This window comes from Candidatus Pelagibacter bacterium nBUS_28 (genome assembly GCF_051200915.1).
Taxonomy (GTDB): Bacteria; Pseudomonadota; Alphaproteobacteria; order Pelagibacterales; family Pelagibacteraceae; genus Pelagibacter.
The window spans coordinates 1,292,360-1,317,766 of sequence record NZ_CP172844.1 but is presented as its reverse complement, the minus strand read 5'-3'; the positions used below and the strand labels follow the sequence as shown (position 1 = coordinate 1,317,766).

Genomic DNA, 25,407 nt, shown 5'->3' with positions numbered 1-25,407 from the left:
TAATTAAATTTTACTCATCTTATTTAATATTTTCCAGCTTTTAGAGTCTATGGGCATCACAGATAGTCTACTTTGTTTAATAAGAGCTAAATGGCTTAATTCCTTTGATTTTTTGATACTTTCAAGGGTTATAGGTTTGGATAATTTTTCATTAAATTTTACGGTAACTGCTACAAACCGCCCTGATTTATCGGTTTTGTCCAAGTATGCTTCTTTGATTACCTCTACAATCCCAACAATCTCTTTTCCAATATTTGAGTGATAAAAAAAACAATGATCACCTTTCTTCATGCTTTTTAAATTTTTAGCAGCTTGATAATTTCTTACACCATCCCAAGGTGCTCCTTTGGTACCTGCTTTTTTCTGTTGATCAATAGACCAAACATCAGGCTCTGATTTCATTAACCAATATTGCATTAAAATTGTACTCCTGCTCCTTTAAGAAAGACTGCTTTTTCATCTAATGACCACCTTGGTTTTGCTGGATGATCTAAATTATCAAATTGTTTTAATTTAAATTTTTCTAAACCAACCATTGCAATCATAGCAGCATTATCCCCACAAAATTCAATTGGTGGAAACAAGCTTTGATAATTTTCTTCATTACATAGATTTATCAACATAGATCTAATTCTTTTATTAGCTGCTACCCCACCTGCAACAACAAATACTTTTTCTTTTAAATCATTTTGTTTTTCAAATTCAGAAAATGCAATTTTAGTTTTTTTATATAAAATTTGTTCGACTGTTTTTTGAAAAGAAGCAGCAAGATCAAATTTTTCCTGATCAGTTTTAATATCTTTTGTTATTCTTAAAATTGCTGTTTTAAGACCTGCAAAAGATAAGTTACATCCTCCTTTATTGAAAATTGGTTTTGGTAAATCATATTTATTTGGGTTACCTTTTTCTGCTAAAATTTCTATTTGAGGCCCACCAGGAAATTCTATTCCCAAAAGTTTTGCAGTTTTATCAAATGCTTCACCCAAGGCGTCATCAATTGTTGTTCCCAATCTTTGATATTTTCCTAAACCTTGAACATTTAAATATTGTGAATGCCCACCTGAAATTAATAAAAGCAAATATGGGTAATTTAGTTCTGAGTTTAGTTTTGGGCTTAAAGCATGACCTTCTAAGTGATTAACAGCAATAAACGGTTTTTCTAACGCAGAAGCAAAAGCTTTTCCAAAACTTAAACCAACAGATAAACATACTATTAGACCTGGACCAGCCGTTGATGCAACTGCATTTATCTCTTCTATTTTTTTTCCGCTATCATCAATTGCTTTTTTAACTATCCAATCAATTTTTTCCATATGAGATCTTGCAGCTAGTTCAGGAACAACACCCCCAAACTCCTTATGAACATCAACTTGGCTTGAAACAACATTGGATAAAACTATTGGTATTCCTTGTTCATTTTCTGTAATTATTGAAGCCGCTGTTTCATCACAGCTAGATTCAATTCCAAGAATTAAGGGTTTTTTACTCATTCTAATAGTTTTTATTAATTGTACAATCTCAATACAAGTAAGAAATATATTTATTTATGAATAAGAAAATTGTTATTGGATCAAGGGGGAGCAAGCTGGCATTGATATATGCCCAAACTGCTAAAAATAAAATTGTTCAAAATACAGATTTAAACAATGAAGACATAATAATTAAAGAAATAAAGACAAAGGGAGACCAGGTTCAAGATAAAAGATTATCAGAAGTAGGCGGAAAAGGTTTGTTCTCAACCAACATAGAAAATGAACTTCAAGATAAAAAAATCGATATAGCTGTTCATGCATTAAAAGATATGCCCGCCAACGAAACTAATGGTTTGAGAACAAATACTTTTTTAGAAAGAAACGATCCAAGAGAAATATTAATAACTAAAGAAAAAAAGAAACTTAAAGACTTACAAGTTGAAGCAATAATTGGCACCTCATCCTATAGAAGAGAATTTCAAATTAAAAAAATTAGATCTGATCTTAAATGTAAACTTATAAGAGGAAATGTTGATACAAGAATTAAAAAACTCAATGATGGTTTGTATGATGCAATAATATTGTCTTATGCGGGAATCAAATCTTTATCAATAGAAGATAAAATTTCAGAAATATTTTCAGTTCAAGAGATAATTCCAAGTGCAGGACAAGGAATAATTTCTCTTCAATGTCGAAATGATGATAAAGATATTATTTCAATTTTAGACTCCATTAATGATCAAAAAACACACTTAAGAGCACAAGCTGAAAGAAATGTTCTCAAAGTTTTAGAGGGTGATTGCGAAACAGCTGTGGGCGCTCATTCTATTATTAAAGGTGATGAAATTATTTTAGAAGCTGAGCTTTTCTCTTTAGATGGTATACAGAGATTTTATGAAAAGAAATCTTCAAAAATTGAAAATGCTAAATCACTTGGTGAAGAGGTTGGAAAGATATTAAAAGTTAAATCAAATAATTCTTATAAAAAATAATATGCATATTTTATTAACTAGACCTTTGGAAGATTGTTCAGAAATGATTATAAAATTTAAATCTTTGGGACATGAAGTTTCTCATCTGCCACTTTTAAGGGTAGATAAATTAGATCATGAAGAGATTAATTTTTCAGATTTTAAAGGGATTATCTTTACGAGTGCAAATGCGGTAAAATTTTTAGATCATATAAATATTGATAAAAATCTTTTATGTTTTTGTGTTGGAAGTGTTACTGAAAAAAAGGCTAGAAATGTTGGTTTTCAAAATGTAATTGCTGCCGAAGGAAATGTTGGAAATTTAAAAGAGTTGGTTTTACAAAATTTTAATCAGAAAGATGGAGCCTTAATTTATATAAGTGGTGAAACAGTTTCGATTGATCTTGATCTACAATTATTGAAAGAGGGATATAATATTAAAAGAGTTATTAATTATCGAACTATTCATAATCAAAACTTTAATGATGAATTTGTTAATCAATTAAAGCTTAAAATGCCTGATATGGTTTATGTTTACTCCCAAAATAGTGCTTTAAGTTTGCTAAATTTTATTAAGATGCATCAATCAGAAAGTTTTTGGATGAATACAAATTTAATGTGTATTGGTGAAAAAACCTCGTCAATATTGAATGAAATTAAGTGGAAGAAGATATTTCTTTTTAACCCTGGAGAAGAAGAGTTTTTGTTATATAAAATTTAGATATGGAAATAATAAATAATTTTTCTGATATATTTTTGTCAGTTTGGAAAAAAGGAATTTTAGGGGTCGATATTTTTCAAATATTAATTGGAATTGGGATATTTTTTATTTTCTTAATTTTTAGAGGATTGATCAGTAAGCTTATCATTAAAAAATTAGAGATAATTTCTAAAAGAACTACCAACAAATTAGACGATACATTTGTTCATGCTCTTGAAGGCCCTGCCAGATTTCTTCCAATTGTTCTTGGTTTTTTTATTGCAAGTTACTATATGACTTTTTCAAGTGATGGTCGTGAAATTGTTGACACTATAAACAGAACATTAATTACAATATTAATTTTTTGGGTCATTCATCAAATCATCGAACCAATTTCTTATATTTTAAGTGGATTAGATAAGTTATTAACAAGAGAACTAATTGGATGGATTATTAAATCTCTAAAAATTTTAATTTTTATATTAGGATTAGCAGCAGTTTTAGAATTATGGGGGATAAAAATTGGTCCAATTATTGCTGGACTTGGATTGTTTGGTGTAGCTGTTGCATTAGGTGCTCAAGATTTATTTAAGAATTTAATTTCAGGAATTTTAGTATTAGTTGAGAAAAGATTTAAGATAGGTGATTGGATTACTGTTGAGGGCATCATAGAAGGGATTGTTGAAAAGATTGGATTTAGATCAACAACAATTAGAAAATTTGACAAGTCACTTGCAATTATTCCTAACTTTCAATTTGCAGAAAATGCCGTTGTAAATGTAAGTGAAACCTCTAATTGGTTGATAAGTTGGATAATTACTCTTCAGTATGACACAACAGTTGATCAATTAAAGACAGTTAGAAATGAAATTGAAGCATACATTAATAAAAGTGATGACTTTGATATAAATGTTGGTGTTGCAGTTAGAATTGATAAATTTTCTGATAGCTCTATTGATATGTATGTTCGATGTTTTACAAAAACTAACAGTTGGAATGAAATGCTTTCTGTTAAGGAAAGACTCGCAATTGAAATTAAGCAAATCGTAGAAAAAAATAAAGCAGCATTTGCTTTTCCAAGTCAGTCGATTTATATCGAGAAAAAATGATAGCAATTTTCTATTTAGTTTTACAAATTTTAAAACTGTATTCTTATGTCGTTATAGCAAATGTTTTAATAAGTTGGCTGATTGCTTTTAATGTTCTGAATACTCAAAATAGATTTGTTTATTCAATTTTAGAAATGACATATCGATTAACAGACCCAATTTTATATAGAATTAGACGTTTTATGCCAAACTTGGGCTCATTAGACATATCACCGATAATTCTTCTACTATTGATTTGGTTTATTGAAATGTGTATGAAGCTGTACATCGCACCAATGATTTTTTAAGGAAGTAAAATGATTTTAATAGACGGAAAAAAGCTGCAGCAGAACTTAGAGAAGAGCTTAAACAAGAAGTTGCTGAGTTAAAAACTAAATACAATAAGGTTCCAGGTTTAACAGTAATTTTAATTGGGGATATGGCACCTAGTCAAATTTATGTTCGTAATAAAGAAAAATCAGCAAATGAAGTTGGCTTAAAATCTGAGGTTATTAGATATCCAGATACAGTTGAAGAAAAAACAATTTTAGAAAAAATTGAAGAATTAAATAAAGATGAAACTATTTCTGGAATTTTAGTTCAACTTCCGCTTCCAAAACATATTGATAAACAAAAAGTTATAGAAACAATTAATCCTTCAAAAGATGTAGATGGTTTTCATCCAATGAATGTAGGAAATTTATCTTCAGGTTATGAAAGTTCGGTACCTTGTACTCCACTTGGTTGTTATTTAATGATTAAAAAAATTGAACCAAACTTAAGTGGTAAAAAAGCAGTTGTGGTTGGAAGATCAAATCTAAACGGCAAACCAATGACTCAACTTCTTTTAAAAGAAAATTGTACTGTTACAATTACACATTCACGAACAAAAGATTTAAAAGCTGAATGTTTAGAAGCAGACATTATAGTTGCGGCCGTAGGTATACCAGAACTTGTAAAAGGGGATTGGGTTAAAAAAGATGCGATTGTAATTGATGTTGGAATTAACAAAACAGAAAATGGTTTAGTTGGTGATGTCGCATTTGATGAGGTTTCAAAAGTTGCTAAGGCACTTACACCTGTTCCAGGTGGAGTAGGACCTATGACAATTGCTTGTTTATTAAAAAACACAATAGATTGTTTTAAAAGATCACAAAAATAAATGCTTTTTCGATAACAAGTTTTATTGTCTCAAATCGATAAAACTTAATTAATTTCTTTTTTTATTTGATAAAGTTTTCTAATGAAAAAACCTCCCTATGAATATCGAATTGGATTAATAATGATATTACTAACTGCTGTTCCAATAGGTGCAACTCAGTTAGGTTGGTATTTATATGGAAAACAAGTTGGTTTTGATTTTGGTATGATAGCTGGAACTTTCTCTGTAATTTTAGCAGGGTACCTTATGTATCAAAAAGGTTGGCGTGATGAGGATGAGGATTAATTTATGGAAAAGATAATATTTTTTGGATTGGCACTACCCATACTTGGTTTTGTGATTTATTTAGGTGGAACTGCAATTATGAAAGGTTTTAAAGCTAAAGTAGAAAATAGACCAGAAAAATCAGAAGAAAATGAAACAACAGACACGCAGTTTAATGGTGATAATTTAAGCAATGAAATTACAAAACTAAATGAATTGCTTCAAAGTGGTGTTTTAACTCAAGAAGAATTTGAAAAAGCGAAGAAAAAATTATTAGATAATTAATTTTTTTCCATAAGCCACAAACTACTTCCAGCTAAAAAATAAATTTTTCCACTTTTGGGATGTATCTGAATATCTCTTATTCTTCCTATTTTATTTTTAAAAATAATTTCTTCTTTTACGTTCGACAAATTATTAAAAACTAGTTTTCTTAAAGATTTATCCTTAAGAGATGTTATTAAAGCATGACCATTCCACTCTTTAAACTCATTCCCTTTGTAAATAGTAATTGCGCTAGCAGCAATGGAGGGCACCCAGTATTGAATTGCTTTAGTAAAACCAGGCTTCCATTTTGGTCCAATTTTAGTACCTGAATAATTCTTCCCACCCCATCCTAAGATTTTCCAACCATAGTTTTCACCTTTTTTTGCTTCACCAAACCAGTCACCACCTCTTGCGCCATGGTTGCTTAAATAAATTTTTTCATCATAAGGTGATAATGACAGACCCTGTGGATTTCTAACACCTATTTGATAAATTTCTGATAACCAATCAGACTTTCCCTCAAATTTTGGATTATCTTTTGGGATACTACCATTTGTATGAATTCTTATAATGCTACCAGGATGTTTTGTAGGGTCCTGAGCAATCATCCCCATTCCTCTTTCACCAACGGATGCATAAAGATATTTACCTTTAATCGCCAACCTAGAACCAAAATGATAGCCCGAGTCTATAGGGGGATTTGCTTGAAATATGTTTTTAAATTCTAATTCTTTTTTACTTAATGTTGCTTTAGCAATGGAAGTACTTGTTTTTCCATTGCCTCTATCTTCAGAATATGAAACCCAAAGATAATTGTCTTGGCAAATAATATCCAACAATCCACCTTGTCCAACATTTAAAAAATTTAGGTTATGTTCAACTTCAAAAGTATTTTTTGAGTTAATATTAACTATTTTTATTTTTCCATCTTTTTCGGTTACAATTATTTCATCATTGTTAATAAATGAGGATCCCCATGGCTCCATTAATTTAGTAATTTTAGTTAAAGAATATTCATCAGAATAACTTATTGAAGAAAAAAAAAGAAAAAAAATTAATAAAAAATATTTTTTCACTCTAAGATAGTTTTGATCTACCACCATCAACCGCAATAATTTGACCTGTTACCCAAGAACTATTTTCGGTAATTAAAAACTTTGCAAGTGAAGCAGAGTCTTTTCCTTCACCCAATCTTTTTAATGGATGAGCTTTTGCAATACCTTCTGCTATTGTAGTATTTTTTAGCATTGGTTCTGCAATTTTTGATTTTGTTAAACTTGGAGCTATACAGTTTACTCTGATGTTTGGTGCAAATTCAGCTGCAAGTGATACTGTTAGACCTTCAACAGCAGCTTTGGCTGATGCAATAATTGCATGGTTTGTAAATCCTCTTTGAGCAGCAACCGTTGAAAATAAAACAATAGAACCCTTATTTTTTTTTAAACTCTCTTGATATCCCTTTATAGCTTCGACAGCTGAATAAAGGTTTAATTTCATACATTTGTTAAAATCTTGTTCAGTAACCATTCTCAATGGTTTTAGATCTATTGAACCCACACAGTATGCAATCCCTTTTATCTCAGCAATATCAGCTTTAACTTTTTCAATAAAATTATCTTCAAGTACATCGGCAACTGTAAATGTACATCCTAATTTTTCTGCAATAGAAACAACTTCTGTCTCATTTCTTGCCACTAGGTGGATATCGTTTCCTGAATTTTTTAACTGTCCAGCTAAACTAGATCCAATAGATCCTGTCGCACCAAAAATAAGATATTTTTCTGACATAAAATTTTTTATTAGTTATATTTGTTTATGAAATTATTTTTTATACTTGGTAACCAATTATTTCCATTAAAATACCTAGACCGCTTCAAAAAAGACCACCTATTCTTTATGGCAGAAGACAACGGTTTATGTACCTATGAAAATCATCATAAGCAAAAAATACTGCTATTCTTATCTTCTATGCGATCATATGCAGACAGTCTTAAGAAAAATAAAATCAAATTAGATTACTTAAAAATTGAAGATAAAGACTTTAAAGATGATTATTTAAAAAAATTAAAAAAAATTATTAGTCAAAAAAAAATATCAGAGATTACAAGCTTTGAGATTGAAGATAAATTTTTTGAAAAGAAAATTTCACAATTCCTAAAAAAAGAAAAGATTAAGTGGAATATGATCCAAACACCTATGTTCTTAAATTCGAGAGAAGAATTTAAAAATTATTTAGGAAAATCTAAAAAACCTTTCATGGCAACCTTTTATAAAGAAGTTAGAAAGAAATCTGGAATATTAATGGGTGCCGATGGAAACCCAGTTGGAGGCAAGTGGAGTTTTGATGAAGATAATAGAAATAAACTTCCTAAAGATATTTTAATTCCTAAATTTCCAAAAATTAATGAGACTAGTCATACAAAAAAATTAAAACCCATCATAGAAAAATTATTTAAAGATCATCCTGGAAGTACTGATAATTTTTGGTTAGCAACTGACTATGATGATGTTATTAAACTTTTGAATTTTTTTATAAAAGAAAAATCAAATTTATTTGGTGATTATGAAGATGCTGTTAATCAAAAAGATAATATTTTATTTCATAGCGCATTAAGTCCTTATATTAATTTAGGATTAATAACTCCTGAATTTATTATTCAAAAAATTTTAGATTTTCATAAAAAAAACAAAATAAGAATGAACTCACTTGAAGGTTATATTCGTCAGGTAATTGGTTGGAGAGAGTTTATGCGAGGTATTTACCAAGGTTATTCAGAAGAAATGGAAACTAGAAATTTTTTTAAACAAAATAGAAAAATGAAAAATTCTTGGTATGAAGGAACTACAGGTTTACCACCGTTAGATCATGCAATTCAGAATGCAGTTAATCATGGATGGTCTCATCACATTGAAAGATTAATGATTTTATCTAACATAATGAATCTTTGTGAGATTAAGCCTACGATTGTTTACAAATGGTTTATGGAAATGTTTGTAGACTCATCTGACTGGGTAATGGTTCCAAATGTTTATGGGATGGGATTATTTAGTGATGGAGGTATTTTTGCAACCAAACCTTATATCTGTGGGTCTGCTTATTTTATGAAAATGATGGATTTTAAAAAAGGAGATTGGTGCAATACAATGGATGGATTATATTGGAGATTTATTGATCGAAATAGAAAATTTTTTTTAACAAATCCAAGATTATCAATGATGGTTCGTATTTTTGATAAAATGAAAGATGATCGAAAAAAGATGATTTTATCTGAAGCAGATAAATTTATAAAGTTAAATACCGCATAATGTATATTTCTATTACAGGCATCAAAGTAAGAGGTTTTTTTGGAATGTTAAAATTTATGAGGTATTCGATGCCAAGTTTTACTGCAGCAAGAAAAGCAAATGGAAACTTGTTTTGTGATGCAAAAAAGATCAATGGATATCATCATACCCTAACAGCTTGGGAGAATAAGAGTAAGGTGATAGATTATTTAAATGGTAAGCATCACGCATTAGCAATGAAGAATTTTAGATTTATTGGAACTGGTTCTGTTTACGGATATGAGAATAATGTTGTACCAAGTTGGGAAGAAGCAATAAAAAAATGGAAAGAAAATTTTAGAGAAATTTAGTTTTATTAAATAAAGTGTACTATTAAATGTTAAAAAGTTTGTTCATTATATTTTTTTTTCAACTTTTTGGAGAGACAATACAAAAATTTTTTGAAATAAATATTCCAGGACCTGTTATTGGACTTATTTTATTATTATTAGTATTTATATTTTTTTTAAAATCATCAACACCCTATAAAAAAATTAAAAAAGAAGTATCAGAAACTTCTCATCAAATAATTAACTACCTGTCATTATTATTTGTACCAATAGGAGTAGGTGTTGTGATGCACATTAATTATCTTGGAGATAATTTATTTAAAATTTTAGCAATTATTGTCATAGGTACTTTAGCAAGTTTAGTATTTACCGCTTTCGTTATGGAAAAGATTATTAAATTAGAGAAAAAAAATGTCAAAAGAAGATAAACTTTATAAAATTTGGGTATACTTACAAGCAGAGCCATTGTTTTGGATTACTCTAACTCTTGGTGCTTTTTTGTTGGGAGACTATTTATATAAAAAATCAAAACTTAATCCTTTAGTAAATCCAGTAGCAATTAGTATTTTAATTATTTCATCTGTTTTATTAATGATGGATGTTACTTATGATCGATACTTTAATGGAGCTAAGTTCATTCATTTTATGTTAGGTCCTGCAACAGTAGCTTTAGCAATACCTATTTACGAAAAAAGAAACTTAATTTATCGAGAAATTAAACCAATTTTATTTTCAATTTTTTTAGGAATTCCTTTTGCGATATTGATCACTTATTACTTAGCTTCTTTTTTTAATTTAGATCAGGAAATTATTCTAACCATGGTTCCAAGAAATGTTACTGCACCTATAGCTATGGGTATAGCTGAGTTAATAGGTGGAATTCCCTCTTTAACAGCTATTATAACAATTATTACAGGAATTGTGGGTGCTTCCCTTGGAACTTTTGCATTAAATATTTTCAATATAAAAGATATGAGTGCACGTGGATTTGGTTTTGGCTTAGCAAGTCATGGTATTGGAACTGCAAGAGCAATGAGCAAAAATAAAACAGCAGGGGTTTTTGCTGCACTCGCCATGGGTTTAAGTGGAATTGCAACTTCAATTTTTGTCTTAATTATTATTAAATTTATTATTTAATAATGAAAAAAGAAAATTTACCTTCAAAAATTTGTCCAGTATGTAAAAGGCCTTTTGTTTGGAGAAAAAAATGGAAGCTAAATTGGGATAGAGTAAAATATTGCTCCAAGAAGTGCTCTAAGCTAAGCTAGCTTTTAGTGAATATTATTATTTTACAGCACATTAAAATTGAAGATCCTGGATACATTAAAGATTTGATGTTAGCAGATGGAGCAAAACTAACTACTATCGAGCTTGATGAGGGTGAAAAAATTCCAAATGATCTTAGTAAATTTGATGGAATGTTTTGTATGGGTGGTCCAATGGACACCTATATGGAAAAAGAATATCCTTGGTTAATTGAAGAAAAAAAAGCAATTAAAGAATTTGTTATCAATTTAAAAAAACCTTACTTAGGTTTTTGTCTTGGTTGTCAGTTACTAGGTGAAGTAGTAGGCGGTAAAGTAGTTAAATCAAGTACACCAGAAATTGGAATTATGGATATCAATTTTAAAAAAGAAAAAGAAAAGGATAATTTTTTTTCAAAATTTCCAGAACAAATCAAAAGTTTACAATGGCATTCATATGAGGTGCAGGGAATAGAAAATAATAAAGATGTAACTTTGTTAGCATCATCTCCCGTAACTAAATATCAAATTTTTAAATACCAAAACCACGCTTATGGAATCCAATTTCATATTGAAATTAAAAATACTACAGTTAATGAATGGGGATGTGTTCCAGAATATAAAAAAGCTCTTGAAGATCAATTGGGAGATGGTGCTTTAGAAAAATTTGATAATGCTGCAAAAAATAATATGTCTGACATGAATAACTATTCCAAAATTCTTTATGAGAATTTTAAAACCATATTGTGATTTGTTTAATTAATTAAAATGAAAAATAAATTTTTTGAATGGGCAGGCGTGATTACTGCTATTTTATATTCGTTGTTTGTTGCATTGAATATTGGAATAGAATTTTTTGGCTTCTGCTTACTACTTATATCAGCAATATTAATTGGAATTTGGGCTTATAGAGGAGGTCATAAAGGAATACTTTTGTTGCAATTTTTTTATGCAACAGCTGGTATTATTGGAATGATACGTTGGTTTTAATTTAAATTGTAAAATCTTTTTAAAGAGATAGATAAACCTGATGTCAGAGATATTTATTCAAACTTTCTTCCTATATTTTATAGTAATTGACCCATTAGGAAATACTCCATTATTTTTGAGTATTACTCAACACATGGAGACAAAGCAAAAAATTAAAGTTGCATTTAGCGCAACTATAATTGCTACTATCATATTGTTATTTTTCGCGTTACTTGGAAGCTCACTGTTAAGCTATTTACATATTTCCTATCCAGCTTTTACAATAGGAGGAGGAATTATCTTATTAATAATTGCAATAGAGATGTTATTTGACAAGCGTCAGCAAAGAAAAGGAGAAGATATAGATCTTAATTCTGATAACGTGAGTGTATTTCCTTTAGCAACACCTATTATTGCAGGACCAGCAGCTATAACTTCGGTAATTGTTTCTGTTTCAGATATTGGAACTAATTTTACAAATCAAACAGTAGGAATGTTTTCATTGGTAATTGTACTATCTATAACTTTTATAATCTTTTTTATAGCTTCAAAGTTTTCTAAAATAATAAATAAGAAAATAATTGGGGTTATCTCAAGAGTGGTAGCTATTATTCTTGTAGGATTAAGTGTTCAGTATATTTTAGACGGTATTAAAACCTTTTTAGCTTAATTAAATTTAGCAATAATTTTTGGAATATAATTTTTAAAGTTAAAAAACCCTTTATTGCAATATTGCCATGAAAACTGGTCTAACTTTCTATATAATAATTTGATATTGTTTAAATTATTGTTCTGAATAAAATCAAAATTTTCACCAACAGTTGGATAAAGAGCGTAAATATTTTCAGTAATATTTTTTAAATCATTAATGTTAATAATCTCACAATTAATTGATTTTTCCTCTAACCTTATTTTTTGATCTCTTAAAAGATCAGCTTTAAATTTTAATACTTTCTCACTTAATTTAATGGTTCTGTTTGTATTATTTAAGACTAACAAAATTTTTTTAAATTTATGTTCTTTAAAATCAGACAATTCAAAAGTCATATTATTTTCAAATATTAATAAATTTTGATCCTCTAAAATTTCAGAATTTAAAAAATCTTTTTTATTTACTGAATAATTTTTATCACTGAATATTGGTGTGGCATTTTCATTAAGTTTTATATTTTTAAATCTATTATTAGTAAATTTATTTATATTCCATTCACTTGCTAAATAATGTTTGCCTTGAGTTTGAACCCCAGCTACCCACCTCCAACCAAGTGTATTCGATGCAGCATCACCATCATAAAGATGTTGCATAAAAAATTCTGCACCTAGCTGCCACGGTAATTCTAGTGTAAATATCCATATACTGGCAAACCACATTCTAGTATGGTTATGGAGGTAGTTGTTTTCTTTAAGTTCAACTACCCATTGATTGAAGCAGCCTATGTTTGTTTTTCCCTCAATAGCATCTAAATAATTTTGATTGTTTTTAAATTGATTTCTAACATTATCTAATTCTATTAAATAATCTGACCAAACATTTGGTCTTAGTTCAAGCCAACCTTTCCAATAAGTTCGCCATAAAACCTCTTGAATAAATTTTTCATTCTTTGAAAATGAAAATTTTTTAAGAGATTTATCAATTACTTCTAATTCATTTATTACTCCATGTGTTATGTATGGAGATAGACAGGAAATGTTTGATCTATTGCTAGGTCCAAAATCAAAATTTCTCAGCTTTGAATAATCAATTAAATTATTTTCTACAAAATTATTTAATTTATCAACGGCCTTAGCCCTTGAGGCTTCAAACATCATATTAAATTATTTAGATTTTTTTCTTTTTAGACCTAATTTATCACTGTGTCTTAATCTTAGAATTACAATTGCAGCTGCAATAAGAACTATTGCAACAGCCTCATAAACTAATGCTGTTGGGTCCATTTCTTTTCCTTGTAATATTATAAATCTTGCTAGAGCTGTGATGGCAATTAATAGAGGTAGAGTTATGCTGATTGACTGTTGATCCCAAAATACTCTTACCATTGCAAGTACTTCTAAATAAAGAAACATTAAAAGCAAATCTGCTAATGTCACTGATTGGTTAAGAAACATATTCTTAATTTCCATACCAACAGCAATTACTGTGCTTATTAAAATAATACACATTAAAGCAAGCTGTAAGTTTTTTGCTATTTTTTCCATTACTTATCTTTACTAAATGGAAGCCATTTTTCAAACACTGATTTAGTTGGTCCATCATACGGAATAGAATAAGAACTTGGATTAGGGCTAGTTAATACCTCAATTCCTTTAGAGAAGACAAAAATAAACACTACGACAAAAACAATTACCATTATTTTAAAAGGGTCAAAGTTTTTTGTTTGAAAGACACTGCTGGATTTTTCTTCTGCTTTATGAAAATGCTTAAAGGTCATGTAGACTGCAAATATTAAACCAATATGTGCAATATAAAGCCCTGCCCAACCAAATGCAAAGGTTGTGTAAGAAAAAATATATAAGCTAAAAACTGTTGTCCAAATAAAACTTAAAACTAACAAAATTTGTAATCTTACAGATCTTGGCAAAGATCTTAGATCATTTTTACTGTCATCAAATAAAATATTTGCTGCATCTACCATCCAGTTTTTTAACGATTCCATTAGATCAAGTTATAATTTTTTAAAATTATAACAATTGTTAAATTGTCCTAAATATTAGATTAAATTTGCTTTAATAACGTTTTCTAATTGAATTAAGCTTTGAGCGCCTGAAATAAAATCTTTTCCTATCTCAAAAAAAGGAACACCATTGATATTTTTCTCTTTAGCTGTAGATAGTTTTGAATTTATAAGTTCAATATTTTTCTCATTAATAAAATCTTTGAAAATATTTTCTGCAATTTTATTTGCCTTAGCAATATCAACCAAGATATTGATATCTCCAATATCAAGTCCATCAATAAAATATGATTGATATATTTCTTCTTTAATTTCATTCTGTAAATTAAATTGTTCACTTAAAATAATTAACAAATGAGAAAGAACAGTATTCGGAATTTTTTTAATTTTATCTAAATTTAAATTAATATCAGACGCGTTTCCTTTTAATCTCATATTTTCATACATGGGGGCAGCATAATCTTTTCCACCAAATTTTATTTCTAAATATTTATCTCTAGAAATTCCCTCTGTTGGCATATCTGGGTTTAATTGAAATGGAATATGTTTAATATCAAACTTTACCTCTGGAAATTTTCTTAAGGCAGCATTTAAATTTCTGTGCCCAATAAAACACCACCCACAAATAGTGTCTGCAAAAACATTTATTTTCATTAATTTAAGAACGAAGTTTTTTTTTATGAAAATTAATAAATCTTTCAACATTAGATTTATTAAATGTTTTGTTTTCTTCAAAAGAAACTTTTTTCATTGAATAGGCAGAGCTTTTAGTTTGTCTCGACTCTATAGTTATGTTTCCTTTATAAAGTTTTAGTTTAACTGAACCATTTACTTTATTCTTTTTAAGATCTACAATTTTTTGGAGTCTAAATCTTTCTTTCGAATACCAATATCCGTTATAAATTAATTCGGCATATCTTGGCATTACCTCATCTTTTTTGTGCATCGTTTCCTTATCTAGAGTAACAGACTCAATCGCTCTATGTGCATGCATTAACAATGTACCACCTGGAGTTTCGTATACTCCTCTAGATTTTATCCCAATAAATCTATTCTCAACCAAATCAACTCTTCCAATTCCATTATTCCCTCCAAGCTGATTAAGTTTTTCTAATAATTTTGCTGGAGAAAATTTTTTCCCATTTATACCGAATGGGTCACCATTTTTAAAATTGATAGTTACAAAGCTTGGTTTACTAGGAGCTTTTTCAGGTGAAACGGATCTTTGAAATATGAATTCAGGTGCTGAATTTTTTGGATTTTCTAACACTTTACCTTCTGTTGAAGTATGAAATAAATTATCATCAATTGAAAAAGGAGGAGCTCCCTTTTTATCCTTTGGAATAGATATCCTGTGTTTCTTTGCGTAATTAATAAGATCTGTTCTTGATTTTAATTTCCAAATTCTCCATGGGGCAATAATTTTTATACTGGGTCCAAAGTAATGATATCCTAATTCAAATCGAACCTGATCATTCCCTTTTCCAGTTGCTCCATGTGAAACTGCATAAGCTTTAAATTTTTTAGCAACTCTAATTTGATCTTTTGCAATAAGTGGTCTTGCTATTGATGTACCTAATAAATAAACACCCTCATAGATTGCGTGTCCTCTGATCATTGGATACACATAATCTTTAATAAATGTGTCTTTTAAATCTTCAATTATAATATTTTTAACTCCAAATTTTTTTGCATTTGTTATAATTTTTTTTCTATCAATTTCTTGTCCAACATCTGCAGTATAACATATTACTTCTGCATCATAATTTTCTTGAAGCCATTTTAAAATAATAGACGTATCTAAGCCTCCAGAATAAGCTAAAACTATTTTTTTCATTAAGTTTTTAGCAGCTTTCCATCTTTTATAATTGATATCTGTGCATTCGCAGAAATAATAATTCTATCTTTATCTCCTTCATAAGGATACGAACCATGCATTATATGATTTGGCCATATATACATTTTTCCCTCTTCAGGCTCAAAATTTTTATGTAAAAACTTATTGTAATATGATCCAAAATCTGAAGTTCCTCGACTTTGTGTGGGTTTTTGAAAATAGGTTCCACCGTTTATTTTAGAACTATCTTTTCCAATTTGAAGATAATATACACAGCACCAACTACATTGACCATGTGAATGAGGTGTAACAAATCCTCCTTTTTCATAATGTATAAACCAGGAGTCAGTAAATGTTACACCTATTTCAGACTTTTCAACTAAATTTAAATATTCCTTGTTAGCCTCTTTTGCAGTTTCAAAAAAACTTTTTACCATAAAGTTTTTGAAAAGATTATTTAAAGCTTCATTTTTTTGGAGATGCAAATCATAATTACTTTCATATAATTTAAAATTTTCACCACTTTTTCTACCTGCAGGATTATTCTTTTTATATTCTTCAATATAATTGATTAATTCATCTTTTATTTCGAAATGATTGGGATTATAAAAACTTCCAAATAAAGTAGGCCATAAGTAGGTAAAATGATCTTTATTTATCATTAACTACAATTTTTTTTAGCTGAATTGTATGATTTTGTGAATCCTAAAAGTGAGTAATGATCAATAGTTTGAGATCCTTTTTGATTATATCCGGTTATCATTATTCGTGAACCTTTTTTCATTCTCTTAATCATTCTAAACTCAATTTTATTGTCTGCAATCCATGCAAAACCTTGCTCTTTAATATCAAATTTAAATTTATTTTTTCCTGATTGTGCTGTTACTGTATTGCTATTAAATTCATAACCTGCTGTCACACTTATTTCGTCTATAATTTTATCAGCAGGTCTAAAAGAAATAAATAATTTAGCATCTCTTTTGTTATTCGATTTTGGACTTTGTAAAATAGGTGAAGATTGTGCAAAGCAAACTTTACCACCAGCTTCTGTTATAACCATTGATTCCCAATCTTTATATTTACCAATTTTTTTTATCTCTTCTGCAGATACCTGACTATTAAAGCTAATTAATATTATTGGTAAAATTAGTAAAATTTTTTTAATTATGGACATGGGTTAGGATAAATTGTTTGAACATTATTTATTTCTTTAATGACATCATCAAATAAATTTATATTTACACTTTCTACATTTGTTTTCAACTGCTCCATTGTAGTTGCACCAATAATAACTGAGGTAACAAATGGCTGGATTTCTAAAAACTTTAAGGACATTTGAGCTAAATTAAGATCATATTTATCAGCAATTTTATAATACGCATCAACTGCTTTTTCTGTATTAGGCTTTGCATATCTGGTCCAAAAACCAGGATTTCTTTCAATCCTAGAATTTTTAGGTAATTGATTGTTTCTATATTTTCCGGATAAATATCCGCTAGCTAATGGTGAATATGCCAAGAGACCAATCTCGTCTCTAATAGATATTTCAGCTAATCCAACTTCGTAGGTCCTATTTAATAAACTATAAGGATTTTGAATAGACATCATTCTTGGTAAATCTTTTTCCTTAGATAACTCTAAATATTTAGATACTCCCCAAGGTGTTTCATTTGACAGGCCAACTTCTCTAATTTTTCCTGCATCTACAAATCGTTTTAAGTTTCCAAGAACATCCTCAAATTTATTCCAATTTCCATTCTCTTTATGCTCGTAGCCAAGTCTTCCAAACATATTTGTATTTCTCTCTGGCCAGTGTAATTGATAGAGATCAATATAATCAGTCTGTAATCTTTTTAAGCTATCATTAATGGCTCCAGTCATTTTGTCTAAACCATAATTATTTCCACCACCTCTTAAATAAGCTCTCATGGGACCAGCAACTTTTGATGCTAAAATAACCTTGTCTCTCTTTTTTGATTTTTTGAACCAATTACCAATTATGATTTCAGTATGACCATAAGTTTCTTCTCTTGGTGGAACAGCATAAAGTTCAGCAGTATCCCAAAAATTTATACCTTGGTCCAAAGCATAATCCATTTGCTCAAAACCTTCTTCTTGAGTGTTTTGTTCACCCCAAGTCATGGTACCGAGACAAATTGTGCTCACATCGAGATCAGTATTACCTAGTTTTTTATAATTCATTATGCTTTTTGTTTAATTTGGATATTTTAAATCTTTTAAGGTATCTTGAATAATTAGTAAAAGACTATTATATATTACCCATTATGGAATTTGATAAAAACGGAATATTAAACAGAGCTAAAGCAGCTCAACAAACAGCAGTTGTAATGGATGAAGGCTTAAGAGCCTACATGCTGAAAGTTTATAATTACATGGCAACTGGAATTTTATTAACAGGAATAGTTGCACTTCTTACATTTAAAATGTCAGTAGTTACAAATGATGCAGGATCTATTGTGGGTCTAACATCAGTTGGGAACGCAATATATATGTCTGGATTAAAATGGCTTGTGATGTTGGCGCCTTTAGGAATAGTGTTTTATATGAGTTTTGGAATAAACAAGATGAGCGCTTCTAAAGCACAAACTACTTTTTGGGTTTTTGCAGGATTGATGGGTTTATCGTTGTCTTCAATTTTATTAGTTTACACAGGCATGAGTGTAACAAGAGTTTTCTTTATATGCTCAGCAACTTTTGGTGCAATGAGCATTTATGGCTACACAACTAAAAGAGATTTAACAAAGCTTGGATCTTTTTTAATGATGGGTTTAATTGGAGTTATTATTGCATCAATAGTTAATATTTTCATGCAATCTTCAATGATGTATTTTGTAATATCAATCTTAGGTGTTTTAATTTTTGTAGGCTTAACAGCTTATGATACTCAGAAGATTAAAAACATGTATGCTGTAAGTGATACAGGTGAAGTTATGGGCAAAAAAGCTGTGATGGGTGCTCTTACGCTTTACTTAGACTTTATAAATTTATTTATAATGTTGTTAAGATTGTTTGGACAAAGAAGATAATCTTATTTTTGTAGCCTTTTCCAATTAGTACTTTTTAATAACATTTTAAGGTCAAAAGAGTTTTTTAAGATTTTTCCACTGGTATCAGTTATTAAGTATCTAAGATTTTTATTCTTTGGCTTAAAGTTTTTACAAATTTTGTATAAAGCATTTTCTGTAGCATTTCTAAAGACGCTAAAGCTCACTTGTTTGCTTGATATACTTAAACCATAATCTTTCCATGATCCTTCTGATACCATTTTTGCATATAAATCTAAGATGATTTTTAGTTCATCCCTTTCAAAAAATTGCCTTTCTTCTTTTTGTTTATGAGGATTATTGACTACTAGTTTTAAATTACTAGGCATCAATTTTGTGTTTGTTAATTAGTGGTATCTGAAAACCTGTAAAAATTATGGTTATTGGCAGCATTCCCCAGACTTTGAAGTTAACCCAAAACTCTTCTGTTTGTGTTCTCCAAATACATTCATTTAATATTGCCAGACTAAAGAAAAAAAACATCCATCTTTTATTTAATAATTCCCAACCAATATCAGTTAATGGAATTGACTTTCCCATAATTTTTTTGAGAACAGGTTCTTTGGTAAAATATTTTCCAAAAAATAAAGCTAAGGCAAATAAAATATTTATAATTGTTGGTTTGACATAAATAAATATTGGATCATTGAAATAAATAGTTAACCCACCAAAAAATGTAATTAAGATACCGCTTATGAGTGGCATCATTGGAATTTTTTTTTCAAAAAACCATACAACAGCTAATGCAATTAAAGTTGCAACTATAAGTGGAGGAATAGCAACTGATAAATTTTTATCATTATTATAATAATAAAAAAAAAATATAGCTAATGGCCCAAAGTCTGTAACAAATTTTAAAAAAGATTTATTCACTAGAAAGATATTAACATATTTGCCACATCACAAAACATTAATATTTTAAGCATTGATTTTTATTTTTAAATACCCATACTAATAAATATGCCAATTCAAAAAGCAAAATTCTCAATTGGAGATATCGTAAAACATAAACACTTCGAATTTAGAGGTGTAATATATGATGTAGATTTTGAATTTAATAATTCTGAGGAATGGTATCAATCTATCCCAAAAAATGTGAGACCAAGAAAAGATCAGCCTTTTTATCATCTGTTAGCTGAAAATGACGAAATAACTTATGAAGCTTATGTTTCGGAACAAAATCTTCTTATGGATGACTCTGATGAGCCAATAAAACATCCTTTAATTGAAGAGATTTTTTCAGGAAAAAAAGGCTCTAGTTATTTTAAAATGTCTAACTAAACCTATCATTTTTCAAACACATTTAGCTCAAATCTAAGCCATATAAATTAGGTAAATTATTCTTATATTCTGATCAAGAGTGTTAAACGTTAATTTCAAATTATTATCTCCCTCTGCATTCTTGATCGGAAATCCTTTTCATAATAAACATCATTAATTAAATATGTTTAAACTATTTCATCCAAACAGGATTTTTCGGATAACTTCTAAAGCTCCTAAATATGTTCTGATTTTATTTGTGATGGTGCTTTCAGTTGGATTAACTGAAGCATTAATATTGTCACCTGAAGATTATAAGCAAAGTGATGTTGTTAGAATTATGTATGTGCATGTTCCGGCAGCATGGATTTCTCTGGGTATTTTTTCAAGCATAACTTTTTTATCCATTAGTGGATTCATTTTTAAAAATAAGAATTTTTTTTTAATTGCAAAAAGTCTAGCACCTTCAGGATTTGTTTTTAATATTATTGCTTTAGTGACTGGTGCTATCTGGGGAAAGCCAACATGGGGAACCTGGTGGGCTTGGGATGCCAGGATAACCTCAATGTTAATATTAGCACTTTTTTACGCAATGTATTTAATTTCATGGAGAATTTATGAAAGTGAAGAGAAGGTTTTTAAGTTCACAACTTTAATTACCATACTAGGTATAGTTAATGTCCCTATTATTAAATACTCCGTAGATTGGTGGAACACACTTCATCAACCAGCATCAATCAATATTTTATCAAAAAGCTCAATTCATTCATCAATGCTTTTTCCTTTACTAATAATGACTGCGGCATTTGCTCTTTTTTCATTGCTAATTTTTTTAATGAAATATAATACAGAACTGATAAAAATTAAAAATAAAGGCTTAGATAGACTATGATAAATGAACTACTTTTTATGAACGGATACGGAGCTTACGTATTGTCTGCTTTTGGTTTTACGCTTTTAAGTTTTTCAGCTCTATATTTGATTACAAAAGTTCAATTTATTAAAGAACAAAATAAATTTGTAGCTAAATTTGGATCTTTAAACTCCGAGAAAGCTAAATCTGCAAAATCACAAAGAATAAATAAAGAAATTTTAGCTAACGCCACAAATAATTAACTTTTGAACCATGTATGGTCGTAAAGTTAAATTAAGATTTTTGTTTGTAGCACTTATTCTAATTACATTAATATTAACAGCGTTTCTTGTTTTAAAATCTCTTGAAGAAAACGTAGTATACTTTCAATCACCATCAGAAATTAAAGCTCTATCCGAATTAGATAAAAAAAAAATTAGAGTAGGTGGAATGGTAAAAAAAGATTCTATTTTAGTAAAAGCTACTGAGATGAGGTTTATAATTACAGATTTTAAAAATGAAATAAATGTTACCTACACAGGAGCAATCCCAAATCTTTTTGAAGAAGGTAAGGGGGTAGTAGCAGAAGGGTTTTTAAAAGATCGAAATTTTTTTTCTGCAACAAAAATTTTAGCAAAACATGATGAAAATTATATGCCTCCAGAGGTAAAACAGGCACTTGGAGAAAAATAAGATGCTATTTAGCATTATTGGAAACTATTCATTACTTTTAGGACTTTTTTTTGGATTAGTTCTTTTTTATCTTTCTGCAAAAAATTTCAGAAATTCTAAAGTATTAGATACTAAAATTTTATCATTTACATTTTTGCAATTTTTTTTAGTTGTAATTAGCTTTTTATGTTTAGTTTTTTCATTTGTTGTATCTGATTTTAGCAATGAAACTGTTTTTAATAACTCGCACACAACTAAACCAATTTTTTATAAAATTGCTGGAACCTGGGGAAATCATGAAGGAAGCTTGTTGTTATGGCTACTTGTTTTGACATTGTTTATCCTTATTTTTTTGGTAAGGACTAGAAATCAGTCAGTAAAATATAGGGTTTTAACTTTAGTATTTCAGCAGATTATTATTATAGGTTTTTTTATTTTTTTGATCAAAACATCAAATCCATTTAATCATATTTATCCGATACCAACAGAAGGTTTGGGTCTTAATCCAATACTACAAGATCCCGCTTTAGCAATTCATCCGCCTATTTTATATTTAGGTTATGTAGGCTCTTCTATTATTTTTTCATCAGTTTTAGCCGCAACAACCTTAAATATTATCTCAAAAAAATGGGCGTCTCACATAAAAAAATGGGTTCTAAGCTCATGGATTTTTTTAACTCTAGGAATTTTATTGGGATCTGTTTGGGCTTATTATGAGTTAGGTTGGGGTGGCTTTTGGTTTTGGGACCCAGTTGAAAATGTTTCTTTAATGCCGTGGTTAGCTTTAACAACGCTTTTACATTGTATTCTTGTTTTAGAAAAAAAATTAATTTTAACCTCCTGGGTAATAATTTTATCAATATCAACATTTGCTCTTAGTATGAGTGGTACATTCCTAGTTAGATCAGGAATTCTTAACTCTGTGCATACTTTTGCAAATGATCCTGAAAGAGGACTATTTATTTTAATTTTTTTATTTTCTTTAATTTTTCTTTCATTATTTATTTTTTTCTTTTTTCATAAAACAAGTAAAGACAATTCAAGCAGTTTTTTTTTGTTAAGCAAGGAAATGGCTATAATAATTAATAATTGGTTTATGATGTATTTTTTATCAGTTGTTTTAATTGGTACTATTTATCCAATTTTTCTTGATGTTTTGTCATCCCAAAAAATATCTGTAGGACCGCCTTTTTATCACAAACTAATTATACCGTTTTTAATCCCTTTCTTGTTGATTATGGCGATTGGACCAAAGTTAAAATGGATTAAATCAAATTTAGAAGACAAAATTTATTTATGTACGTTATTAATAATTTCAATTTTGTTATCTGTCTTAATTGTTAAAAATTTTAGCTCTAATTTATTGATAAATACAATTTTAATTTCGAGTGCTTTTTATTTATTTTTTATTACTCTAAAAGATTTCTTTAACAAGGGTTCTAAAAATTTAGCGCAAAATATAGCTCACTTTGGTTTTAGTTTATTAATTTTAAGTATTTTATTTAATAATTTTTTTTCCACAGAAACTATTACAAACTTAAAAGTAGGGGAAACTTTTGAGAACACAAAAACGAAAATAGTTTTTGAAAACATCAGTCAAAAAGAAGAAAAAAATTATAAATCGATAATAGCTAAATTTATTGTTCAAGACTCAAAAGGTGAAATAGAGAATTTGTCACCAGAACTAAGAATATATAATCAGCCAAATATTGTTACTAGTGAAGCTGATATAAATACCACTTTATTATCAGACAAATTTATTGTTATTAATGTTGTGCAAAACCAAGAGTTTTTTAATGTTAGGTATCAAGTTAAACCATTTATGTTGTGGATTTGGATATCAGTAATTTTAATTAGCATTGGTGGAATATTAAGCTTTGTAAAAAAAGAATATGAAAAATAAATTATTACCAATTTTTATAACTTCAGTATTTATAATTATTTTTATATTTTTTTATAAAGGTCTACAGAATTCAAATATCTATACTCCCAAGACAAAAATTAATAATAAAATTCCAATATTTAATGGAAAATTATTTTATGAAAAAAAAATAATTCATTCTTCAGAACTCTTTAAATTAGAAAAATATTATTTGTTGAATATATGGTCTTCATGGTGTGTTCCGTGTAGACAGGAGCATCCTTTGCTTATGAATTTAGCTCAAAGTAAAAGTATAGAATTAATTGGTATGAATTACAAAGATACAAAAATTAATGCTAAATTTTTTTTAGCTGAACTTGGTAACCCTTATAAAAAAATAATTTTTGATGATAAAGGTATTAAGGCAATTGAATGGGGAGCATACGGAGTGCCAGAGTCTTTTTTAATTAAAGATGGGATAATTATAAAAAGATATATTGGACCTCTTAACAAAAAATTATTTAATGAAATTAATTTTTTAATAAAATGAAAATATTAAAATTATCCTTTATTTTTTTATTTATTTTTTCCTTCAGCAACTTAAAGGCAAGCAACAAAGATATAAATAGTAAAATTACTAAAAATCTTCGATGTCTAATTTGTCAAGGGCAATCTGTTTACGACTCAGACTCTGAATTTGCAATTAGTATCAAAACTCTAATTGATAAAAAATTAGAAGAAGGTTTTTCTGAAAATCAAATTTATGATTTCTTTAAAGAAAAATATGGAGGTTGGATTTTGTATGATCCGGAGCTTAATAAAAACACCTATATATTGTGGTTATTACCAATATTGATATTTTTAATTGGAGGTGCAATTATTGCAAAAACTTTTATAATTAAAAAAAATAATTAGCCATTATGATTTTAAAAAAATTTTTAATAAGTGTTTTATTTGTTCTTTTAACTTTTGCAGTTAACGCTGAAGAAGCAAAAGATAATAATCTGGATGCTAAATTTAGTGTTTATTCAGGTATGTTTGATTTTAGTGATGATGGAAAAAAATCTGCATTAATAGGTTTTCAACATCAAAATGAAAACCTTAATCGAGACACTTTTTTAGGTAATATTTCACCAATTACAGGTGCAATGATTACAGCTGATAATGCTGGTTACATCTATACGGGTGTTCAAGCTCAATACAAAATTGGAGCATTAAATATTACTCCAAGTTTTACACCAGGATTATATCATGAAGGTGATGGCAAAGATCTTGGGCACATGCTTGAATTTAAAAGTGAAGTTCAATTGTCTGTTGATTTTTCACAAAGTTCAAAATTGGGTTTTTCTTATAACCACATATCTAATGCCAGTTTAGGAGATAAAAATCCTGGGGCAAATAGTTATATGTTTAATTTTTTCAAAAACTTTTAATAA

At 28.6% G+C, this 25,407-nt stretch carries 37 protein-coding genes and 1 pseudogene; 24 read left to right on the top strand and 14 right to left on the bottom strand.

The annotated features are described in order from the left end of the window. Positions 1 to 3 precede the first annotated feature (3 nt). Positions 4 to 417, bottom strand: a complete 414-nt coding sequence (locus ACIJYC_RS07020) for an EVE domain-containing protein (protein ID WP_435166075.1) — start codon at positions 415 to 417, stop codon at positions 4 to 6. Then, positions 417 to 1,490, bottom strand: coding sequence for a tRNA (adenosine(37)-N6)-threonylcarbamoyltransferase complex transferase subunit TsaD (gene tsaD / locus ACIJYC_RS07015; protein WP_435166072.1), 1,074 nt, complete (start codon positions 1,488 to 1,490; stop codon positions 417 to 419). The genes ACIJYC_RS07020 and tsaD overlap by 1 nt, the downstream gene beginning before the upstream one ends. Before the next feature lie 56 nt (positions 1,491 to 1,546). On the opposite strand from tsaD, the gene hemC reads away from it, so the two are divergent. The 7 genes and pseudogenes from hemC to ACIJYC_RS06980 all read left to right on the top strand — a co-directional run bounded on the left by hemC (position 1,547) and on the right by ACIJYC_RS06980 (position 5,942). After that, positions 1,547 to 2,464, top strand: coding sequence for a hydroxymethylbilane synthase (gene hemC / locus ACIJYC_RS07010; RefSeq protein ID WP_435166070.1), 918 nt, complete (start codon positions 1,547 to 1,549; stop codon positions 2,462 to 2,464). A 1-nt stretch (position 2,465) separates the two neighbouring features. Beyond that, entirely contained in the window at positions 2,466 to 3,164 is a 699-nt protein-coding gene (locus tag ACIJYC_RS07005) for a uroporphyrinogen-III synthase (protein WP_435166067.1), read from the top strand. A 2-nt stretch (positions 3,165 to 3,166) separates the two neighbouring features. After that, positions 3,167 to 4,252: a mechanosensitive ion channel family protein gene (locus ACIJYC_RS07000; RefSeq protein ID WP_435166064.1), complete on the top strand. Its 1,086-nt coding sequence runs from the start codon at positions 3,167 to 3,169 to the stop codon at positions 4,250 to 4,252. Continuing rightward, positions 4,249 to 4,539 carry a YggT family protein gene (locus tag ACIJYC_RS06995; RefSeq protein ID WP_271483943.1) on the top strand — a complete coding sequence of 97 codons (291 nt, stop codon included), beginning with the start codon at positions 4,249 to 4,251 and terminating at the stop codon, positions 4,537 to 4,539. Before ACIJYC_RS07000 ends, ACIJYC_RS06995 begins: the two co-directional genes overlap by 4 nt. Before the next feature lie 9 nt (positions 4,540 to 4,548). Then, a pseudogene (gene folD, locus ACIJYC_RS06990) lies at positions 4,549 to 5,393 on the top strand (bifunctional methylenetetrahydrofolate dehydrogenase/methenyltetrahydrofolate cyclohydrolase FolD). An 81-nt stretch (positions 5,394 to 5,474) separates the two neighbouring features. Then, positions 5,475 to 5,678 (top strand): hypothetical protein, encoded by a 204-nt coding sequence (locus tag ACIJYC_RS06985; RefSeq protein ID WP_271483938.1) that lies wholly within the window; start codon positions 5,475 to 5,477, stop codon positions 5,676 to 5,678. A gap of 3 nt (positions 5,679 to 5,681) precedes the next feature. After that, complete coding sequence (locus tag ACIJYC_RS06980) at positions 5,682 to 5,942, top strand: SHOCT domain-containing protein (RefSeq protein WP_435166060.1); 261 nt, start codon at positions 5,682 to 5,684, stop codon at positions 5,940 to 5,942. On the opposite strand, the gene ACIJYC_RS06975 is transcribed toward ACIJYC_RS06980, so the two are convergent. Continuing rightward, positions 5,939 to 7,027, bottom strand: coding sequence for a PQQ-dependent sugar dehydrogenase (locus ACIJYC_RS06975; RefSeq protein ID WP_435166057.1), 1,089 nt, complete (start codon positions 7,025 to 7,027; stop codon positions 5,939 to 5,941). The genes ACIJYC_RS06980 and ACIJYC_RS06975 overlap by 4 nt on opposite strands. After that, a complete protein-coding gene (locus tag ACIJYC_RS06970) occupies positions 7,002 to 7,712 on the bottom strand; it encodes an SDR family NAD(P)-dependent oxidoreductase (RefSeq protein WP_435166054.1) in 711 nt (236 codons plus the stop codon). The genes ACIJYC_RS06975 and ACIJYC_RS06970 overlap by 26 nt, the downstream gene beginning before the upstream one ends. A gap of 27 nt (positions 7,713 to 7,739) precedes the next feature. Between ACIJYC_RS06970 and ACIJYC_RS06965 the strand changes: the two genes are divergently transcribed. The 8 genes from ACIJYC_RS06965 to ACIJYC_RS06930 are packed head-to-tail and all read left to right on the top strand — an operon-like array spanning position 7,740 to position 12,421. Further along, positions 7,740 to 9,230 (top strand): cryptochrome/photolyase family protein, encoded by a 1,491-nt coding sequence (locus ACIJYC_RS06965; protein WP_435166051.1) that lies wholly within the window; start codon positions 7,740 to 7,742, stop codon positions 9,228 to 9,230. Then, complete coding sequence (locus tag ACIJYC_RS06960; RefSeq protein ID WP_435166048.1) at positions 9,230 to 9,559, top strand: hypothetical protein; 330 nt, start codon at positions 9,230 to 9,232, stop codon at positions 9,557 to 9,559. The genes ACIJYC_RS06965 and ACIJYC_RS06960 overlap by 1 nt, the downstream gene beginning before the upstream one ends. Positions 9,560 to 9,585: 26 nt before the next feature. After that, a complete protein-coding gene (locus ACIJYC_RS06955; protein WP_435166046.1) occupies positions 9,586 to 9,966 on the top strand; it encodes a CidA/LrgA family protein in 381 nt (126 codons plus the stop codon). Next, positions 9,950 to 10,675 carry an LrgB family protein gene (locus ACIJYC_RS06950; RefSeq protein WP_435166043.1) on the top strand — a complete coding sequence of 242 codons (726 nt, stop codon included), beginning with the start codon at positions 9,950 to 9,952 and terminating at the stop codon, positions 10,673 to 10,675. The genes ACIJYC_RS06955 and ACIJYC_RS06950 overlap by 17 nt, the downstream gene beginning before the upstream one ends. A gap of 2 nt (positions 10,676 to 10,677) precedes the next feature. After that, positions 10,678 to 10,806 carry a DUF2256 domain-containing protein gene (locus ACIJYC_RS06945; RefSeq protein ID WP_435085832.1) on the top strand — a complete coding sequence of 43 codons (129 nt, stop codon included), beginning with the start codon at positions 10,678 to 10,680 and terminating at the stop codon, positions 10,804 to 10,806. 6 nt (positions 10,807 to 10,812) lie between these two features. Further along, entirely contained in the window at positions 10,813 to 11,532 is a 720-nt protein-coding gene (locus ACIJYC_RS06940; RefSeq protein ID WP_435166040.1) for a type 1 glutamine amidotransferase, read from the top strand. An 18-nt stretch (positions 11,533 to 11,550) separates the two neighbouring features. Then, positions 11,551 to 11,772, top strand: a complete 222-nt coding sequence (locus ACIJYC_RS06935) for a hypothetical protein (RefSeq protein WP_435166037.1) — start codon at positions 11,551 to 11,553, stop codon at positions 11,770 to 11,772. A 40-nt stretch (positions 11,773 to 11,812) separates the two neighbouring features. Beyond that, positions 11,813 to 12,421 (top strand): MarC family protein, encoded by a 609-nt coding sequence (locus ACIJYC_RS06930; protein WP_435166034.1) that lies wholly within the window; start codon positions 11,813 to 11,815, stop codon positions 12,419 to 12,421. On the opposite strand, the gene ACIJYC_RS06925 is transcribed toward ACIJYC_RS06930, so the two are convergent. Genes ACIJYC_RS06925 through ACIJYC_RS06890 form a run of 8 tightly spaced genes read right to left on the bottom strand, consistent with a single transcriptional unit; the run spans position 12,418 to position 18,462 of the window. Further along, positions 12,418 to 13,560, bottom strand: coding sequence for an FAD-binding domain-containing protein (locus ACIJYC_RS06925; RefSeq protein ID WP_435166031.1), 1,143 nt, complete (start codon positions 13,558 to 13,560; stop codon positions 12,418 to 12,420). The two genes, ACIJYC_RS06930 and ACIJYC_RS06925, sit on opposite strands and share 4 nt — an antisense overlap. Positions 13,561 to 13,566: 6 nt before the next feature. Continuing rightward, a complete protein-coding gene (locus ACIJYC_RS06920; RefSeq protein WP_028036046.1) occupies positions 13,567 to 13,947 on the bottom strand; it encodes a phosphate-starvation-inducible PsiE family protein in 381 nt (126 codons plus the stop codon). Then, a complete protein-coding gene (locus ACIJYC_RS06915) occupies positions 13,947 to 14,405 on the bottom strand; it encodes a hypothetical protein (protein ID WP_435166028.1) in 459 nt (152 codons plus the stop codon). The genes ACIJYC_RS06920 and ACIJYC_RS06915 overlap by 1 nt, the downstream gene beginning before the upstream one ends. 54 nt (positions 14,406 to 14,459) lie before the next feature. Continuing rightward, positions 14,460 to 15,077: a DsbA family oxidoreductase gene (locus ACIJYC_RS06910; protein ID WP_435166025.1), complete on the bottom strand. Its 618-nt coding sequence runs from the start codon at positions 15,075 to 15,077 to the stop codon at positions 14,460 to 14,462. Between the two features lie 4 nt (positions 15,078 to 15,081). Next, positions 15,082 to 16,260 carry an argininosuccinate synthase gene (locus tag ACIJYC_RS06905; protein ID WP_435166022.1) on the bottom strand — a complete coding sequence of 393 codons (1,179 nt, stop codon included), beginning with the start codon at positions 16,258 to 16,260 and terminating at the stop codon, positions 15,082 to 15,084. Continuing rightward, positions 16,260 to 16,922, bottom strand: a complete 663-nt coding sequence (locus tag ACIJYC_RS06900) for a putative 2OG-Fe(II) oxygenase (RefSeq protein WP_435166019.1) — start codon at positions 16,920 to 16,922, stop codon at positions 16,260 to 16,262. The genes ACIJYC_RS06905 and ACIJYC_RS06900 overlap by 1 nt, the downstream gene beginning before the upstream one ends. After that, positions 16,922 to 17,434, bottom strand: coding sequence for an invasion associated locus B family protein (locus ACIJYC_RS06895; protein ID WP_435166017.1), 513 nt, complete (start codon positions 17,432 to 17,434; stop codon positions 16,922 to 16,924). Before ACIJYC_RS06895 ends, ACIJYC_RS06900 begins: the two co-directional genes overlap by 1 nt. After that, a complete protein-coding gene (locus tag ACIJYC_RS06890; RefSeq protein WP_435166014.1) occupies positions 17,425 to 18,462 on the bottom strand; it encodes an aldo/keto reductase in 1,038 nt (345 codons plus the stop codon). Before ACIJYC_RS06890 ends, ACIJYC_RS06895 begins: the two co-directional genes overlap by 10 nt. A gap of 83 nt (positions 18,463 to 18,545) precedes the next feature. On the opposite strand from ACIJYC_RS06890, the gene ACIJYC_RS06885 reads away from it, so the two are divergent. Next, complete coding sequence (locus ACIJYC_RS06885) at positions 18,546 to 19,307, top strand: Bax inhibitor-1/YccA family protein (RefSeq protein ID WP_435166011.1); 762 nt, start codon at positions 18,546 to 18,548, stop codon at positions 19,305 to 19,307. A 2-nt stretch (positions 19,308 to 19,309) separates the two neighbouring features. Here the strand turns inward: ACIJYC_RS06885 and ACIJYC_RS06880 are convergent, their stop codons facing one another. Beyond that, on the bottom strand, positions 19,310 to 19,654 hold the full coding sequence (locus ACIJYC_RS06880; protein WP_435166008.1) for a DUF2794 domain-containing protein: 345 nt from the start codon (positions 19,652 to 19,654) through the stop codon (positions 19,310 to 19,312). Further along, entirely contained in the window at positions 19,647 to 20,198 is a 552-nt protein-coding gene (locus tag ACIJYC_RS06875) for a septation protein A (RefSeq protein ID WP_435166005.1), read from the bottom strand. The genes ACIJYC_RS06880 and ACIJYC_RS06875 overlap by 8 nt, the downstream gene beginning before the upstream one ends. Positions 20,199 to 20,285: 87 nt before the next feature. Between ACIJYC_RS06875 and hspQ the strand changes: the two genes are divergently transcribed. The 8 genes from hspQ (at position 20,286) to ACIJYC_RS06835 (ending at position 25,404) form a co-directional block, all read left to right on the top strand. Next, the gene (gene hspQ, locus ACIJYC_RS06870) at positions 20,286 to 20,606 is read left to right on the top strand and encodes a heat shock protein HspQ (RefSeq protein ID WP_023649273.1); all 321 of its coding nucleotides are present in this window, start codon (positions 20,286 to 20,288) and stop codon (positions 20,604 to 20,606) included. Positions 20,607 to 20,769: 163 nt separating this feature from the next. Then, positions 20,770 to 21,477, top strand: a complete 708-nt coding sequence (gene ccmC / locus ACIJYC_RS06865) for a heme ABC transporter permease CcmC (RefSeq protein ID WP_435166002.1) — start codon at positions 20,770 to 20,772, stop codon at positions 21,475 to 21,477. A gap of 17 nt (positions 21,478 to 21,494) precedes the next feature. After that, the gene (locus ACIJYC_RS06860; protein WP_435166000.1) at positions 21,495 to 21,701 is read left to right on the top strand and encodes a heme exporter protein CcmD; all 207 of its coding nucleotides are present in this window, start codon (positions 21,495 to 21,497) and stop codon (positions 21,699 to 21,701) included. Positions 21,702 to 21,711: 10 nt separating this feature from the next. Beyond that, on the top strand, positions 21,712 to 22,131 hold the full coding sequence (ccmE, locus tag ACIJYC_RS06855; RefSeq protein WP_435165997.1) for a cytochrome c maturation protein CcmE: 420 nt from the start codon (positions 21,712 to 21,714) through the stop codon (positions 22,129 to 22,131). 1 nt (position 22,132) lies between these two features. Beyond that, on the top strand, positions 22,133 to 24,013 hold the full coding sequence (locus ACIJYC_RS06850) for a heme lyase CcmF/NrfE family subunit (RefSeq protein WP_435165994.1): 1,881 nt from the start codon (positions 22,133 to 22,135) through the stop codon (positions 24,011 to 24,013). Beyond that, positions 24,003 to 24,521, top strand: coding sequence for a DsbE family thiol:disulfide interchange protein (locus ACIJYC_RS06845; protein WP_435165991.1), 519 nt, complete (start codon positions 24,003 to 24,005; stop codon positions 24,519 to 24,521). Before ACIJYC_RS06850 ends, ACIJYC_RS06845 begins: the two co-directional genes overlap by 11 nt. Continuing rightward, positions 24,518 to 24,886, top strand: a complete 369-nt coding sequence (locus tag ACIJYC_RS06840; protein WP_435165988.1) for a cytochrome c-type biogenesis protein — start codon at positions 24,518 to 24,520, stop codon at positions 24,884 to 24,886. Before ACIJYC_RS06845 ends, ACIJYC_RS06840 begins: the two co-directional genes overlap by 4 nt. 5 nt (positions 24,887 to 24,891) lie before the next feature. Further along, on the top strand, positions 24,892 to 25,404 hold the full coding sequence (locus ACIJYC_RS06835) for an acyloxyacyl hydrolase (protein ID WP_435165985.1): 513 nt from the start codon (positions 24,892 to 24,894) through the stop codon (positions 25,402 to 25,404). The last annotated feature ends 3 nt before the right edge of the window (positions 25,405 to 25,407 follow it).